15 protein-coding genes and 1 pseudogene are annotated in these 13,807 nt (G+C 72.0%); 7 read left to right on the top strand and 9 right to left on the bottom strand.

From position 1 onward, the window contains the following. Positions 1–19 precede the first annotated feature (19 nt). The 4 genes from ACPFP2_RS04945 to ACPFP2_RS04930 form a co-directional block, all read right to left on the bottom strand. Positions 20–490, bottom strand: a complete 471-nt coding sequence (locus ACPFP2_RS04945; protein ID WP_424086536.1) for a MogA/MoaB family molybdenum cofactor biosynthesis protein — start codon at positions 488–490, stop codon at positions 20–22. After that, positions 487–978, bottom strand: a complete 492-nt coding sequence (gene moaC, locus ACPFP2_RS04940) for a cyclic pyranopterin monophosphate synthase MoaC (protein ID WP_424086534.1) — start codon at positions 976–978, stop codon at positions 487–489. The genes ACPFP2_RS04945 and moaC overlap by 4 nt, the downstream gene beginning before the upstream one ends. A 212-nt stretch (positions 979–1,190) precedes the next feature. Further along, positions 1,191–2,012 (bottom strand): tetratricopeptide repeat protein, encoded by an 822-nt coding sequence (locus ACPFP2_RS04935; protein ID WP_424086532.1) that lies wholly within the window; start codon positions 2,010–2,012, stop codon positions 1,191–1,193. Between the two features lie 4 nt (positions 2,013–2,016). Beyond that, entirely contained in the window at positions 2,017–2,319 is a 303-nt protein-coding gene (locus tag ACPFP2_RS04930; protein WP_424086957.1) for an AfsR/SARP family transcriptional regulator, read from the bottom strand. 548 nt (positions 2,320–2,867) lie between these two features. Here ACPFP2_RS04930 and ACPFP2_RS04925 point away from each other — a divergent pair. The 4 genes from ACPFP2_RS04925 to ACPFP2_RS04910 all read left to right on the top strand — a co-directional run bounded on the left by ACPFP2_RS04925 (position 2,868) and on the right by ACPFP2_RS04910 (position 7,814). After that, a complete protein-coding gene (locus ACPFP2_RS04925) occupies positions 2,868–5,384 on the top strand; it encodes a putative bifunctional diguanylate cyclase/phosphodiesterase (RefSeq protein ID WP_424086530.1) in 2,517 nt (838 codons plus the stop codon). Positions 5,385–5,447: 63 nt separating this feature from the next. Then, positions 5,448–6,743, top strand: coding sequence for a glycosyltransferase 87 family protein (locus ACPFP2_RS04920; protein WP_424086528.1), 1,296 nt, complete (start codon positions 5,448–5,450; stop codon positions 6,741–6,743). Positions 6,744–6,753: 10 nt separating this feature from the next. Beyond that, complete coding sequence (locus ACPFP2_RS04915) at positions 6,754–7,389, top strand: phosphoribosyltransferase (RefSeq protein ID WP_424086526.1); 636 nt, start codon at positions 6,754–6,756, stop codon at positions 7,387–7,389. Between the two features lie 29 nt (positions 7,390–7,418). Next, positions 7,419–7,814, top strand: coding sequence for a zf-TFIIB domain-containing protein (locus ACPFP2_RS04910; protein ID WP_424086524.1), 396 nt, complete (start codon positions 7,419–7,421; stop codon positions 7,812–7,814). Between the two features lie 41 nt (positions 7,815–7,855). Here ACPFP2_RS04910 and ACPFP2_RS04905 read toward each other — a convergent pair whose 3' ends face one another. Then, positions 7,856–8,119, bottom strand: coding sequence for a flavin reductase (locus ACPFP2_RS04905; protein WP_424086522.1), 264 nt, complete (start codon positions 8,117–8,119; stop codon positions 7,856–7,858). Between the two features lie 14 nt (positions 8,120–8,133). Here ACPFP2_RS04905 and ACPFP2_RS04900 point away from each other — a divergent pair. Both ACPFP2_RS04900 and ACPFP2_RS04895 read left to right on the top strand, forming a co-directional pair. Then, positions 8,134–8,718, top strand: a pseudogene (locus tag ACPFP2_RS04900) (DUF5753 domain-containing protein); the annotation flags it as partial. Beyond that, positions 8,705–8,893 (top strand): DUF397 domain-containing protein, encoded by a 189-nt coding sequence (locus tag ACPFP2_RS04895; RefSeq protein WP_091294152.1) that lies wholly within the window; start codon positions 8,705–8,707, stop codon positions 8,891–8,893. The pseudogene ACPFP2_RS04900 and the gene ACPFP2_RS04895, both read left to right, overlap by 14 nt. Positions 8,894–9,018: 125 nt before the next feature. On the opposite strand, the gene dnaB is transcribed toward ACPFP2_RS04895, so the two are convergent. After that, the gene (gene dnaB, locus ACPFP2_RS04890; protein ID WP_424086520.1) at positions 9,019–10,428 is read right to left on the bottom strand and encodes a replicative DNA helicase; all 1,410 of its coding nucleotides are present in this window, start codon (positions 10,426–10,428) and stop codon (positions 9,019–9,021) included. A gap of 398 nt (positions 10,429–10,826) precedes the next feature. Between dnaB and ACPFP2_RS04885 the strand changes: the two genes are divergently transcribed. Further along, positions 10,827–12,407 carry a hypothetical protein gene (locus tag ACPFP2_RS04885; RefSeq protein ID WP_424086518.1) on the top strand — a complete coding sequence of 527 codons (1,581 nt, stop codon included), beginning with the start codon at positions 10,827–10,829 and terminating at the stop codon, positions 12,405–12,407. Positions 12,408–12,515: 108 nt separating this feature from the next. On the opposite strand, the gene rplI is transcribed toward ACPFP2_RS04885, so the two are convergent. The 3 genes from rplI to ACPFP2_RS04870 are packed head-to-tail and all read right to left on the bottom strand — an operon-like array spanning position 12,516 to position 13,791. Beyond that, positions 12,516–12,962, bottom strand: coding sequence for a 50S ribosomal protein L9 (gene rplI, locus ACPFP2_RS04880; protein WP_424086516.1), 447 nt, complete (start codon positions 12,960–12,962; stop codon positions 12,516–12,518). A gap of 14 nt (positions 12,963–12,976) precedes the next feature. Further along, the gene (gene rpsR / locus ACPFP2_RS04875) at positions 12,977–13,216 is read right to left on the bottom strand and encodes a 30S ribosomal protein S18 (RefSeq protein WP_007073789.1); all 240 of its coding nucleotides are present in this window, start codon (positions 13,214–13,216) and stop codon (positions 12,977–12,979) included. 41 nt (positions 13,217–13,257) lie between these two features. After that, complete coding sequence (locus ACPFP2_RS04870; RefSeq protein WP_170839349.1) at positions 13,258–13,791, bottom strand: single-stranded DNA-binding protein; 534 nt, start codon at positions 13,789–13,791, stop codon at positions 13,258–13,260. Positions 13,792–13,807: the final 16 nt, after the last annotated feature.

The following is a 13,807-nucleotide window of genomic DNA, read 5'->3' as shown; positions in this document are numbered from 1 at the left end:
GCACGACGCGCCCGCGCCCTCAGTGGTCGCCACCACGGAGCTGGTCGACGGCGTGGGTGAGGATCGGGCCGAGCACCGCGAGGCCGTCCTTCGCGCCACCGGTCGACCCGGGCAGGTTGACCACCAGCATCCGCCCGGCCACCCCGGCGACCGCCCGACTCAGCGCCGAGGCGGGCACGCGGTCACGGCCGTACGCCCGGATCGCCTCGGCGATGCCGGGGACCTCGTAGTCGAGCAGCGCCCGGGTCACGTCCGGCGTCCGGTCGGTCGGGGTGATCCCGGTGCCGCCACTGGTCAGGACCACGTCGACCCCGTCCGACAGGGCGTTGCGCAGCGCCTCGCCCACCGGCTCGCCGTCGGGAACCACCACCGGCTCGTCGACGGTGCAGCCCAACTCCCGCAGGCCCGCCACGAGCAGCGGACCGCTGGTGTCGGCGTAGACCCCGGCGGCGGCCCGGTTGGAGGCCACCACCACCCGCGCCCGGATCACGGCCGGTCCTCCGGCCGTACCCACTCGCCGGTCTTGCCGCCCTCCTTGCGCAGCACCCGGACCGCGTCCACCGACGCGGCCGGGTCGACGGCCTTGACCATGTCCACCAGGGCGAGGCCGGCGACCGCCACCGCGGTCAGCGCCTCCATCTCCACCCCGGTGCGGTCCGCCGTGCGCGCCGTGGCGGTGATCTCGACGGTGTCGTCGGTGAGGTGCAGGTCGACCGTGACGCCGTGCAGGGCGATCGGGTGGCAGAGCGGGATCAGGTCCGGGGTGCGCTTGGCGCCCATGATGCCGGCGAGCCGACCGACCGCCAACGCGTCGCCCTTGGGCAGGCCGTCGCGGCGGAGCAGGTCGACCACCTCGGTAGTGGTGCGCAGCCGGCCGGCGGCGACGGCGAGCCGCCCGGAGACCTGCTTGGCGGAGACGTCGACCATGCGGGCCTCGCCCGCCGCGTCGACATGGGTGAGCTGGGCGGGATCGGTCACGTCCGCGAGCCTATCGGCAGGCGTGGCCGGGGAGGGACGCCACCGGGCGTCCCTCCCCGCCGTACCCGCCCGTCGGAGTCACTGGGGGGGATCTCTGACGGGCGGGGGCCTGGCCGGCCTGGTTCTGACCGTGGCCAGAACCTCCCCCGATCGCCGGCATGCCACGCTAACGAGGGCGGCGATAAGAAATCGATAAGCGATGACAGCCCTGGTCAGGCGGCGGACGATCCGTTTCGCGCCGGGTCCGCCGGAGAGTCCTGGGCCAGCCGGCGCTCCAACTCGTGCCGATCCGGAGCACCCATCCGCCGGAAGATCGCCAGAGCCCGCTGCCGGTATCGCCGGCTCTCCCCGGGATCCGCCAGATGGTCGGCGAGAGCCGCCAGCGCCCGCCCCTGCTCGTACGGATGGGCGATCCGGGTGGCGATGGACAGTGCCTGGGAGTGCGCGGCGATCGCGTCCCGGCTCCGGCCGCAGAGGGCGGCCGTCGAGCCGAGGTCGTTGAGAACGGCTGCCTGCACGTGGCGCTCCCCGGAGTCGATGCCGAGTTCCAGGGCGAGCTCGTGCTGTTCACGGGCCTCGTCCAGCCGACCGACACCGCGGTACGCCACGGCCAGGTAGTTGTGCATCACCGCCTGGGCCCTGCGGTTCCCGCTCCGCTCCGCGGCGGTGAGTCCGGCCCGGTGGGTCACCGTGATGTCGTCGAAGTAGCCGCGGATGTAGCAGAACCGCCAGAGCGAACGCGCCAGGCGCCAGGCGTACTCGTGCAGACCCTCCTCCGTCGCGAGGGCAACCAGTGCGACGAGGTTCGACCGCTCCCGCTCCAGCCACTCCACGTCGGCCGGATCCGCCCCTTCGAGCAGATCCGGCCGCTGTGGAACATCCAGATCAAGGTGCCTGAGCAACACCGGGCGCTCGATCGGCGCGGCTCTGCGGACCGTGGCGTGCAGGGCGTGATCCAGCAGCCGGAGGGCGGAGCGGTCCCGCTCCCGGTCCTCGCCGAGGTCACGGAAGAGTTCGACCGCGTACTGCCGCATCAGGTCATGCAGTCGGTAACGCCCTGGTTCGCACGGCATCGGTGCGGTCCGGCGGTGCCGTCAGCCGGTAGCAGGCACCCTCACGAACGAGGAGTCCTCGCCCCCCGGCCCTACGGTCGAAGGTGCGACGGAGGTTGGCGGCGTAGCTGCGCACGTTGGCGACGGCGGACCGAGGTGGGGCTTCCGGCCACAACTCGTCCACTAGCTCGTCGACCGAGACGAGCCGACCCACGTGCCCGACGAGCATCGCGAGAACGACCCGTTGTTTGGGGGTGCCGAGATCCGTTCCGTCGCCCTGGAGTCGCACTTCCAGGTTACCCAGTGCTCGTATCTCCACCGGTTCCTCGGCAACTGATCGGCGGACATTCGCTGATCACTGTACGGAGGTTTTCGACGACGGGGAATGAGGGCCGTCGCACAACCACAGCGCCCCGCAACGCCACGGTGACCGGACGAGAGCATTGACGATGAGACAGGCCGATCTGCGGATTGAACGAGCCGCCGACACCATGACACTAAGGATTGTTCCGTCCTGACGATCGAGGCCCGCGCGCATACTCCGGCGGTGGGGAGCTGCACCGGACCAGCCCGGCCGGGCACCGCACTCTGCAGCGGGACGATGGACAGAACGTGACAAATGCGTTTGAGTTTGCTGATATTGCGCATATGGACATTCATATTCCCAAACGTGACTCAATCCGTTTTAGGCTCCCACGGTCAAGCCAAGCCATTGAAACTTCAACTGGGGGTCGAGATGAAGTCGCACGAGTGGACCTGAGTAAACCTTCTACCGACATCTGAAGAGCAGTACGCTTGCGGAGCGAACAGCCATCGGTGACTGAATGAGGACGATGGGTGGCTCCACAAGACCGACGAAACGGGACCGATCGACGGCTGCTGCCGTTAGTCGGTCTCGTCGTCGTTCTGGCGGCCGTATCGGCCACCGTGTCGGTCGTGCAGCTCCATTCGCAGCCGTCGAGCTCGCCGGTGATCTGGCTCGCCGTCGTCTCCCTCACGGCGGTGGGCTTCACGGCCAAGGTGCGCATCCGGATCCGGGCCAACAACCACAACATCGCCTGGACCGAGACCGCCATCGTGATCGGGTTGACGGTCTCACCCGCATCGCACGTGGTGCTGGCCACCGGGATCGGCCTTGTGCTGGTCATGGTGCTCACCCGTATACCCCTGATCAAGGCGGCCTTCGGCGTGGGCAAGAACATGCTCGTGGCGACCGCTGCCGGTCTGGTGCTCCACATCGCCGGATGGCGGCCGGGCGAGGAGCCGCTGGCCGAGACGATCCTGCCGCTCTCGCTCGCCTACCTGGTCGCGGTGCTGCTCGACGAAGTGGTCACCCTCCCGGTCATCGCCCTCGCCACCGGTGAACGGCTCGCCGACCTGTTCCGCGAGGACTGGGGCTTCCGACTGGCCTTCGCGCTGGCCCGCCTCGTCGTCATCATCGGCACCGTCCTGATCCTCCAAGGCGACAGCAGGCTCCTGCTGGCCGTGCCACCGCTGGTGCTCAGCCTCCACCTGCTCTACTCCAACCGGGTCAAGGCCCGCACCGAGCAACAGGCCTGGCAGCGCCTCGCCCGCACCACCGACGCGCTCAACGTGGTCGACCTGGACAAGGTCCTCACCACCGCGGTCACCCAGGCCGCCGAACTCTTCTCCGCCGACGAGGTCGAGATCGCGCTGCGCGACGGCAGGCGCACGATCCGCGGCGCCGGCAGCACCATCACGTACGACGGGCCGGCCGGCGAGCCCAGCCCGGTCGACGGCGCGGTGGTCACCGCCCGCCTCGAAGGACACGACCGCACCGCCGACGTCGGCACCCTCCGGCTGCGCTTCCGCGGCCCGGTGCAGCTCTCCGAACGGGAGCAGTACACCCTGCGCACCTTCACCTCCGCGCTCTGCACCGCCGTGCGCAACGCCCAGGCGTACGCGGAGCTGGCGCGGGTGGCCGCCGAGCACGAGCACGCCGCCACCCACGACGCGCTGACCGGGCTGGCCAACCGCCGGCACCTGCTGGAGAGCGGCACCGCACAGCTCGCCACCCGACACGCCGAAGGCGTCACCGCGCTGGTGCTGATCGACCTCAACCACTTCAAGGAGGTCAACGACACGCTCGGCCACGCCGCCGGGGACCAGGTCCTCACCCAGGTCGCCGACCGGCTGCGGCGCGCCGCCCGCGACGAGGACCTGGTGGCCCGTCTCGGCGGCGACGAGTTCGCCGTGCTGCTGCGCGCCCTGCCCGCCCCCGCGGTGGCCGCGCACCGGGCGGAGGCGCTGATCGGCGTCCTGCACGAGCCGTTCGACGTGGACGGGATGCGGATCAGCGTGGAGGCCAGCGGCGGCATCGCCGTGGCCCCGGCCAGCGGCGGCATGCCCGAGCTGCTGCGCCGCGCCGACGTGGCGATGTACCAGGCGAAGCGGGCCGGGCAGCGGATCGCCACGTACGCGCCGGGCCGGGACACCGCCGACCTCGGCCGGCTCACCCTCGGCGGGGAACTGCCCAGGGCGGTGGCCGACCACGAGTTCACGGTCAACTTCCAGCCGATCGTGGACCTGGGCACCGGCGAGGTCACCGGAGCGGAGGCCCTGGCCCGCTGGCACCACCCCACCCACGGCATGATCGACCCGCTGCGCTTCCTGGAGGCGGTGGAACGCTCCGGCCTGCTGCCCGCGTTCGCCGAGGCGATCCTCGACCAGGCGCTGCTGGCGGCCGTGAGCTGGCGTACCGCCGGTTTCGACCTGCCGGTCTCGGTCAACGTCTCCCCGCGCAGCCTGCTCGACGCCCGCTTCCCCGGCGCGGTGCTCGCCCGGCTGCGGGCGCACGATCTCCCGCCGGACCGGCTGGTGCTGGAGCTGACCGAGACGCTGACCCTCAGCCAGCTCGACGTCGTCGACCGGGTGCTCAGCCGGCTGCGCGACGCCGGCGTCCGGCTCGCCCTGGACGACTTCGGCACCGGCTACTCGTCACTCTCCCTGCTCTCCCGCATCCCGGTGCACGAGCTGAAGATCGACCGGAGCTTCGTCACCGCCATGGAGGGGTCGACGGAAGCCGCCGCCGTCATCCGCTCCACCCTCGACCTGGGCCGCAGCCTCGACCTGACCGTGGTCGCCGAGGGCGTGGAGAGCGAACCGCAGCGCCGGGCCCTCTGGGAGCTGGGCTGCGCCGCCGGACAGGGGCACCTCTTCGCCCGGCCGCTGCCCGCCGGCACCCTCCTCGCCGCCCTCCAGCGTGGTTCGGGCGGCCGTCCGGGCACCCTCGTCCCGCCGCTGCACGACACCGGCGCGGTCATCCGCCTCGCCCCCGGCCGCCGCCAGCCCGGTCGGAGCCGCGCGACGGGCCTTCCCCACCTGCCGGCCTGACCTCTGCCGGCCTGACCTCGGGCCCGCCGGGCCGCACCCGACCGGTCTGCCAGACTGGCCGGCGTGACCGCCCTCGACCGAGCCGCCCGCACCTGGCGCGCGGTGGACTCCGCCGCCGGGGGCCTCGCCCTCGACCTGGGCCTGTACGCCGTCTCCGCCGCCTTCGCCGCGGTCACCGCCGCCACTTCCACCCTGCCGCCGCACCGGGCCTGGGGGAGCGTCGCGGCGCTCGGCTACCTGCTCGCCGCCCTCCTGGTCGCCGGCCAACTCCTCGCCCGCCGGTCCCGTCCGGCACTGACCGCGACCCCGGCCCGCTGGGCGGTCACCGGGCTGACCTGGGCCACCACCGCCCTGCTGCCACTGGTGGCGCAGAGCGTGCAACGGGCGTCGGGGCGTACCGACCGGGCGCAGGAGGAGGTGGTGGTGGTCGAGCACGCCGGCATCCGGCTGGCGGACACCGGCACCCCGTACCTCGGGCACGACGCGATCGCCGCGCTCCCCGCCGACGAACGGCTGCTCGGCTACACGCCGTACCAGCCGGGGATGGCGCTGTTCGGGCTGCCCCGGGCCGCCGTGGACGCCTGGTGGACCGACTCACGGGTCTGGTTCGCCCTGGTCACCGCGCTGGTGCTGGCCCTGGCCGTGGCCGTCCTGCGCGACCCGCGCCGCCTCCCGACCGACCGGCCCGCCCCGGCGACGGTGCTGCGGGGCGTACAGGCGGCGACCGTGCTGCCGGTCTGCGCGCTCACCCTCGCCACCGGCGGCGACGACCTGCCCGTACTCGCGCTCTGCCTGCTCGCGCTGGCGTTCGCCGCCGTCGGGCGGCCCGGCGCGGCGGGCGTCGCGGTCGGGCTCGCCGGGGCGCTGAAGCTCTTCGCCTGGCCCGTCGCCCTGGTCCTGATCTTCTGGGGCGCCACCCGCCGGGCCGGGCTGCGGGTCACCGCCGGCGCGCTCGGCCTGCCGCTTCTCGCCCTGGTCCCGGCCCTGCTGGTGGACCGGGACGCCCTGGTGGAGAACGTGCTGCGCTTCCCGCTCGGCCACGGCCTCGTCACCAGCCCCGCCCAGTCCCCCTTCCCGGGCCACCTCGTCGCGACCACGCTGCCGGCCGGCCGGGTGGTCGCCGGCGCGCTGCTCGTCGCCGTCGGCCTGGCCATCGCCGTCCGGCTGCTGCGCCGCCCGCCCCGCACCGCCGCCGCCACCGCGCTGATCTGCGGGTACGGCCTGCTCGCCGCAATCCTGCTCATGCCCTCCACCCGCTTCGGCTACCTGCTCTACCCGCTCGCCCTGCTGGTCTGGGCGCCCGCGCTCACCCCGACCGGAGTCCCGGTTTCGCCGACAGGGGCCGCTGGAAGGGCGTAGACCTGGAGACATGAGCAGCACCTACCGCGATCGCGAGGACGCCGGCCGGCAGCTCGCCGAACGACTGACCGGCCTGGTCGGGCAACCCGACGTCGTCGTGCTGGGGCTGGTCCGGGGCGGCGTGCCGGTGGCCCGGGTCGTCGCCGACCGGATCGGCGCGCCGCTGGACGTGCTGGTGGTCCGGAAACTGGGCATGCCGTTCGCCCCCGAGGTCGCCTTCGGCGCGCTCGGCCCCGGCGGCGTCCGCGTGCTCAACGACCCGGTGGCCGCCCAGCTCGGCCCCGACGACGTCGCCGACGTGCAACGCCGGGAGCAGGCCGAACTGGAACGCCGGGAGGCCCGCTACCGGGCCGGTCGGCCACCGCTGGACCTCACCGGCCGTACCGCCGTGATCGTCGACGACGGCCTGGCCACCGGCGCCACGGCCCGGGCCGCCGTCCAGGTCGCCCGCCACCTCGGCGCCGGCCGGGTCGTCGTGGCGGTGCCGGTCGGCTCCCAGGAGGCGTACGAGATGCTCGCCGCCGAGGCGGACCAGGTGATCTGCGCCCAGCGCCCGCCCGGCTTCGGCGCGGTCGGCGCCTACTACGACGACTTCCACGAGGTCTCCGACGACGAGGTCAGCGAGGCGCTCGTCGCCACCGCCTGAAGTTCGCTCCGACCGGGTACCGTCGAGCGATGCAGCTCACCTGTCCCAAGTGTCACGGAGACATGCGCCAGTACGAGCGCAGCGGCGTCGTCATCGACCAGTGCGCGGAGTGCCGAGGGATCTTCCTCGACCGCGGCGAGCTCGAGAAGCTCTTCGAGGCCGAGTCCCGCTGGAACCAGCAGCAGAGCCCTCCGCCGCCCGGGCAGCAGCCCCACGCTCCCGCCCCGCAGCACCAGGGCGGGTACGCCCCGCCGCCGCCCCCGCCCCCGCACCAGCCGGGCTACCCGGCCGTACCGCCGCCCCCGCCGCCCGCCCCCGGCTACCCGCCGCAGCCGGTGTACGGCCACCCGCAGCAGCACCACGGCTACCACGGGCACTACAAGCGCAAGAAGCACAAGGGCTTCCTCGACGAGATGTTCGGCTGAGCCGCACGCCGTGGGCCGGCCCGCCCGGCCCACGGCCCTCCCTAGTCGAGCGTGGGTTGTCCGCGCGCCCGAGCCCAGGCGAGGAAGCGTTCGTGCAGTTCCGGGGCCCGGTCCGGGTGAAGCTGGGCGAGTTGGTCACGGGCCTCGGCCATCAACGCGCCGAGGTAGAGCAGTAGCGCGGTCCGGTTTCCTCGGTATTCCACCAGCAGGCCGAGCCGGGCCGGCTGACACGGCCACTCGGCACCGCAGTTGCGGCAGCGCCACAACGGACGCATCGCCACGTGCGGGATCACCCTGTGGGCCATCACCGCAGCCGCAGCGCGTGGCGCAGCGCGACGGCCAGCCCTCGTGGTTCAAGCCCTGGCTGGAGGCGGAGCGGGCCGCCAGGCAGCTCCGCTACTTCAACCCCAACCTGGTCCCCGGGCTGCTCCAGACGGAGAACTACGCCCGCGCGGTGCTGCGCTTCGACGACACCCGGCCGGAGGCCGAGGTGGAGCAGCAGGTGGCCGCCCGGCTGGAGCGGCAGAGCATCCTCACCCGCGAGCGTCCGCCCCAGGTCGTCGCCGTGATGGACGAGTCCGCCCTGCGCCGCCGCGACGCGATCATGGGCGAGCAGCTCGCGCACCTGCTGCGCATGGCCGAGCTGCCGCACGTCCACGTCCACGTCATCCCCGCCGACGCCGGCCTGCATGTCGGCCTGTCCGGCCCGCTGGCCCTGGCCATGCTTCCGGACGGTGGCTGGGTCGGCCACCTGGAGAACCAGCTTGCCGGCTCAGTAATCGACGCCGAGGATGCAGTGGCTACGCTTCAGGCGAGATGGGAGAGCGTGCGGGGCGTCGCTCTCCCGCAAGCTCTGTCGGTCGCCCTGTTGAAGCAAGTCGAGAGCCAACATGGACCTCAGTAGCGCACAGTGGAGGAAGTCGACTCGCAGCGGTACGAGCGGTGGCGACTGCGTCGAGGTGGCCGACAATCTGCCCGGCGTGGTCGCCGTCCGCGACAGCAAGAACCGGGACGGCGGCACCCTCCAGTTCGACCCGCAGTCCTGGCAGGCATTCGTCAGCTTCGCCAAGCGACACTGATCGGCACCCACGAAGGCCCGGCCCCCACGTCAGGGGCCGGGCCTTTGTCGCGTCACCACGGGTGGGAGCGGGCGACAGGCCCGCTTGGCCTCCGCTGCTCGGTCGGGCGACCGTCCGCCCAGCACTCAGACGACTGCCATGTCGACGAAGCGGGACAGGTGAAGTTGAGCGGCCACGGTGATCGAGTCGGTAGGGCCATTCCGATGCTTGGCAACAATAAAATCCGCTTCGCCGGCCCGGGGCGATTCCTTGTCGTAGTAGTCGTCGCGGTGCAGCAGGATGACGACGTCAGCATCCTGCTCAATTGAGCCTGATTCACGCAAATCGGACAGCTGGGGTCGCTTGTCCGTACGCTGCTCCGGGCCACGGTTCAGCTGACTCACCGCGATGACCGGGCACTCGACCTCCTTGGCCAGCAGCTTCAGGCCACGGGAGAGGTCCGCGACCTCCTGCTGCCGGCTCTCGGTCCGCTTCGGCGAGGTCATCAGCTGGAGATAGTCGACCACAATCATCTTGAGGTCGTGCTTCTGCTTGAGCCGCCGAGCCTTGGCCCGGATCTCCATCAGGTTCATGCTCGGAGTGTCGTCGACGAAGAGCGGGGCCTCGCTGATCTCGCCCATGCAGCGGGCCAGCTTGGTCCAGTCGTCGTCGGAGAGCTGGCCGCTGCGCAGCACGTGCAGCGGGACGCGGGCCTCGGCCGAGAGGAGTCGCATGACGATCTCGACCTTGCTCATTTCCAGCGAGAAGATCGCCGCCGCCTGGTTGGCGCGGATAGCCGCATTTCGGGCAAAGTCCATACTAGCGGTTGATTTGCCCAAGCCAGGGCGGCCTGCAACGATAATAAGTTGCCCCGGGTGCAGACCGTTGAGCAGCCGGTCCAGATCGGTGAACCCGGTCGGCACACCGGTCATCACCCCGCCCTGGGCCCCGACCGCCTCGATCTCGTCCAGCGTCGGCTGGAGCATGTCGGCCAGGATGGCGAAGTCCTCGCTGACCCGCTTCTCGGTGATCTCGTAGACCGCCTGCTGGGCCAGGTCGACGACGTCGTCGACGTCGCGGCTGCCGCCGGCGGCGGTGCCGTAGCCGAGCTGCACGATCCGGGTGCCGGCCTCGACCAGTCGACGCAGCACGGCGCGCTCGCTGACGATCCGGGCGTAGTAGGCGGCGTTCGCCGCGGTCGGCACGGCTGCCATGCAGGTGTGCAGGTAGGGGGCGCCACCCACGCGGGCGAGGTCACCGGAGTCGGCCAGGGCCGCCGCGACGGTGATCCCGTCAGCCGGCTCGCCCCGGCCGTAGATGTCGAGGATCGTGTCGAAGATGGTGGCGTGGATCGGCCGGTAGAAGTCGTTGGTCTTGAGGATCTCGACGACGTCGGCGATGGCGTCCTTGGAGAGCAGCATGCCGCCGAGGACGCACTGCTCGGCGGCGACGTCCTGCGGCGGGGTCTTGTCGAACTGCCCCTCACGCTGCGCGGGGGCGGACGGCTGCCCGCCGCCGGCCCGGGGCTCCGCCCGCATGTCGTCGGTGACCGACACGGATCCCCCTCCACTGCGTCGAGTCGAGTTCAGCTCTACCGGCCAGGTGCGACAGCTTCCGATCGGACCGGGCCGGTCGATCGGGGGGCATCGCGCGACCGGTCGGTGCCCCACGATACGGAACCCGAGGTCAGCGCACCAAGAGCGGCGGTGGACGAGCCTCGGGACAACCTGTGGACGTGGGTGGACAAGCGTGTGCGTAGCGTGTGCACAGCCTGTGGACAGCGGATGGGGAATTCCAGGCCAAACCCTTCTGACCTGGGAAAACTCAATCCCCACCCTGTGGACGAATAATTTCCGGTGAGCCTTCCGGGTCGGATTTCCCGTACTATCTCCTGCGAACGGCTACACCTGGACAGCGGATTGCACTTTCGGTTGAGAAGGGTCACGCTCCGGCCGTGAGTTACCGGGACTGGGAGCGCGGGGAGGGCAGCCCGCGCGAGGGCCGGCCGATCGCTCCGTGGGAGGGCCCCGGCGAGCCGGTCCCGGCCGACCCCTACGCCTCCCGAGCGGAGCGGCGCCGTACGCCGAGCCGCCGTCGGGCGATCGAGCGTGGCCAGCAGGAGCCGGTGGACGCGTACCTGCCGCCGTGGGCCGTGGAGTCCGGAATCGCGCACGCCGACGGTCGGGGTCGACACGCCGCGCCGGACGACGACGAGGACGACGACCGTCCCGTCTCCAGCTCCGGACGACGCGCGGCACGGCGACGCAGCGAACGCACCTGGGGTGAGGTCCGGGAGATCGGCGCGGCCCCCGAGCCGGACGACCACACCCGCGAGTGGACCTTCGACCGTCCGCAGGAGCAGGGGTACGTGGGCAGCCGGCGCGCCGACGACGATGACTCCCCGGTCTCCGCGCCCGCGCCGGCGACCCGTCCGCGCCGTTCCGCCGCCCGTCGTCCACAGGTGATCTGGTCCGGGCTGGAGGAGACCGAGGGTGAGCCGGCCACGGACGACGGCGAGCCGGAGCGACCGATCCGGCGCAGCCGTCGGGCGTCGGCCGAATCCTGGTCCCGCCCGGCGGCGGATCCGTGGAGCCGTGCGGAGCGGGCCGTCGAGCCGGAGCCGGAGCGCCGACCTGCGGTGGACCCCTGGGACGCCTCCGGGGTGCACGTCTGGCAGCGCTCCGGTGCCGACGACCCTTGGGAACGGGCGGGTGGCACGGCCGGGTGGGGGGACAGCACCGGCCAGTTCGACCGGTTCACCGACACCGCGCAGTGGGACCGGACCGACGCCGGGCTGCGGGACGCCGGGACCGGGCGGCGGGCCCGGTACGCCGACACGAGCCCCTGGGACGAGGACCGGACCGACGTCGGTCGTTGGGACCGTACGATTCCCCCGCAGTCGGTGGAGCCGGGCACGGGTGAGGGCTGGCCGTGGGCGGAGCAGCCGGAGGGTTTCTGGTCGGGCACCCGCCTGGCCGGGGACGATCCACGGTGGATGGACCCGCCTCCGTCGGCGCCGCGTTCACCGGCGGTGGCGTACAGTGCGCCGCGTCCGCGGCCGACGCCCCGGCGTCGGCTGGAGCCGGTCGCCCCGGTCGCCGCGCCGTCCTGGCGGGACCGGATCGAGTCCGTGGGTGGCGCCGGGGTGTGGAACCGCCGGCTGGAGGACGATCTGCTCGACCCGGATCCGGGTGGTCCGCTGCGTCCGCTGGTCTACACCGCGGCCTGTTACCTGGTGCCGGCGGTGCTGGTCTTCCTGTGGCTGCTCACCCTGGACGGTCAGGCGCCGGCCGGCTGTGTGACGGACATCAGCGGCGGTGGGTGCGACTCGCCGCGGGCGCACGCCTTCGGGTCCCTGGTGGCGGGGGCGCCGCGGTTCGGGCTGGCGTTCGTGAGCAGCCTGGTGGTCGCGGGGCTGCTGCGCCGGGTCGGTACGACGTGGCGGCCGGCGACGGTGGCGCTGGCGGCGGCCGTGGTCGGTGGCGGTCTCTCCACCGTGATGATCAGCGCGATCACCGGCCAGCCGATCGGATGAGCTGGCCGACACCCCGCCGGAGCCGGTTCGGGGACGGTCCGCTGCTGCTGCATGCGGAAGGGCCCGCACCGGATGCCGGTGCGGGCCCTTCCGTCGTGCTGTCGGGTGTCAGCCCTGGACGACGTTGAGGTCGAACTTGGCGGTCACCTCGGGGTGCAGCTTGATGCGCACCGGGTAGGAGCCGGTCGACTTGATGTGACCGGGCAGCTCCAGCCGACGCCGGTCGAGGACCGGGCCGCCGGCGGCCTTGACGGCGTCGACGATCTCGGCCGGGGTGACCGAGCCGAAGAGCCGACCACCGTCGCCGGCACGGGCCTTCAGGCTGACCTTCAGGCCCTCGAGCTGGCCCTTGACCTCGTTGGCGTGGCCGAGGTCGCGGATCTCGCGGGCCGAGCGGGCCCGCTTGATCAGCGTGACCTGCTTCTCCGCGCCCTTGGTCCAGGCGATCGCGAAGCCCTGCGGCATCAGGTAGTTACGGCCGTAGCCGTTCTTGACCTCGACGATGTCGCCGGGGGCACCGAGACCGGAAACTTCCTGGGTCAGGATGATCTTCATGTCGGTGCCTCCTCTCAGCGGGCCGTCGCCGTGTACGGCAGGAGCGCCATCTCACGGGCGTTCTTGACCGCACGGGCGATCTGGCGCTGCTGCTGCGAGGTGACGCCGGTCACCCGCCGAGCGCGGATCTTGCCGCGGTCGGAGATGAACTTGCGCAGCAGCGCGGTGTCCTTGTAGTCGATGTAGGTGATCCCGTCCTTGTCGAGCGGGTTCACCTTCTTCTTCGGCTTGCGAAGTGCCGCAGCCTTGGCCATTGCTCGTGCTCCTGGTTTGCGATCGCGGGCGCTCGGCGCCATTAGAACGGAGGCTCCTCGTCGAAGTTGCCGCCCGAACCACCGCGCGAGGGGGCGGGCGCGGCCGAGGCCCAGGGGTCGTCGAAGTTGCCTCCGCCGCCGCCCTGACCACCACCGCCACCGGAGCCGAAGCCACCGCCGCCGCCACCGGAGCGCGACATCTTCTGCACCTTCGCCGTGGCGTAGCGCAGCGACGGGCCGATCTCGTCGACCTCGAGCTCGATGACGGTGCGCTTCTCACCCTCGCGGGTCTCGTACGACCGCTGACGCAGTCGACCCGAGACGATCACGCGGGCGCCCCGCTGGAGCGACTCGGCGACGTGCTCCGCCGCCTGCCGCCACACGGTGCAGGCCAGGAAGAGCGGCTCGCCGTCCTTCCATTCGCCGGAGGCCTTGTCCATGAACCGGGGCGTCGAAGCGACCCGGAACTTGGCGACCGCCGCACCGGACGGGGTGAACCGCAACTCGGGGTCATCGGTCAGGTTGCCGATGACCGTGATGGTGGTGTCTCCTGCCATGACCATCTCCTCGCGCACTCATCGTTCTGCCGTA

The sequence above is a fragment of the Micromonospora citrea genome (assembly GCF_049629545.1).
GTDB lineage: Bacteria > Actinomycetota > Actinomycetes > Mycobacteriales > Micromonosporaceae > Micromonospora > Micromonospora citrea_A.
This window is presented reverse-complemented; position numbering and strand designations above follow the sequence as displayed.

What these genes read in the sequence shown, in the direction of transcription:
- ACPFP2_RS04935 (WP_424086532.1), bottom strand. Translation starts at nt 2,012, where the DNA reads ATGCGGCAGTACGCGGTCGAACTCTTCCGTGACCTCGGCGAGGACCGG.
- ACPFP2_RS04915 (WP_424086526.1), top strand. Translation starts at nt 6,754, where the DNA reads ATGAGCAGCACCTACCGCGATCGCGAGGACGCCGGCCGGCAGCTCGCC.
- ACPFP2_RS04910 (WP_424086524.1), top strand. Translation starts at nt 7,419, where the DNA reads ATGCAGCTCACCTGTCCCAAGTGTCACGGAGACATGCGCCAGTACGAG.
- ACPFP2_RS04905 (WP_424086522.1), bottom strand. Translation starts at nt 8,119, where the DNA reads ATGGCCCACAGGGTGATCCCGCACGTGGCGATGCGTCCGTTGTGGCGC.
- ACPFP2_RS04895 (WP_091294152.1), top strand. Translation starts at nt 8,705, where the DNA reads ATGGACCTCAGTAGCGCACAGTGGAGGAAGTCGACTCGCAGCGGTACG.
- rplI (WP_424086516.1), bottom strand. Translation starts at nt 12,962, where the DNA reads ATGAAGATCATCCTGACCCAGGAAGTTTCCGGTCTCGGTGCCCCCGGC.
- rpsR (WP_007073789.1), bottom strand. Translation starts at nt 13,216, where the DNA reads ATGGCCAAGGCTGCGGCACTTCGCAAGCCGAAGAAGAAGGTGAACCCG.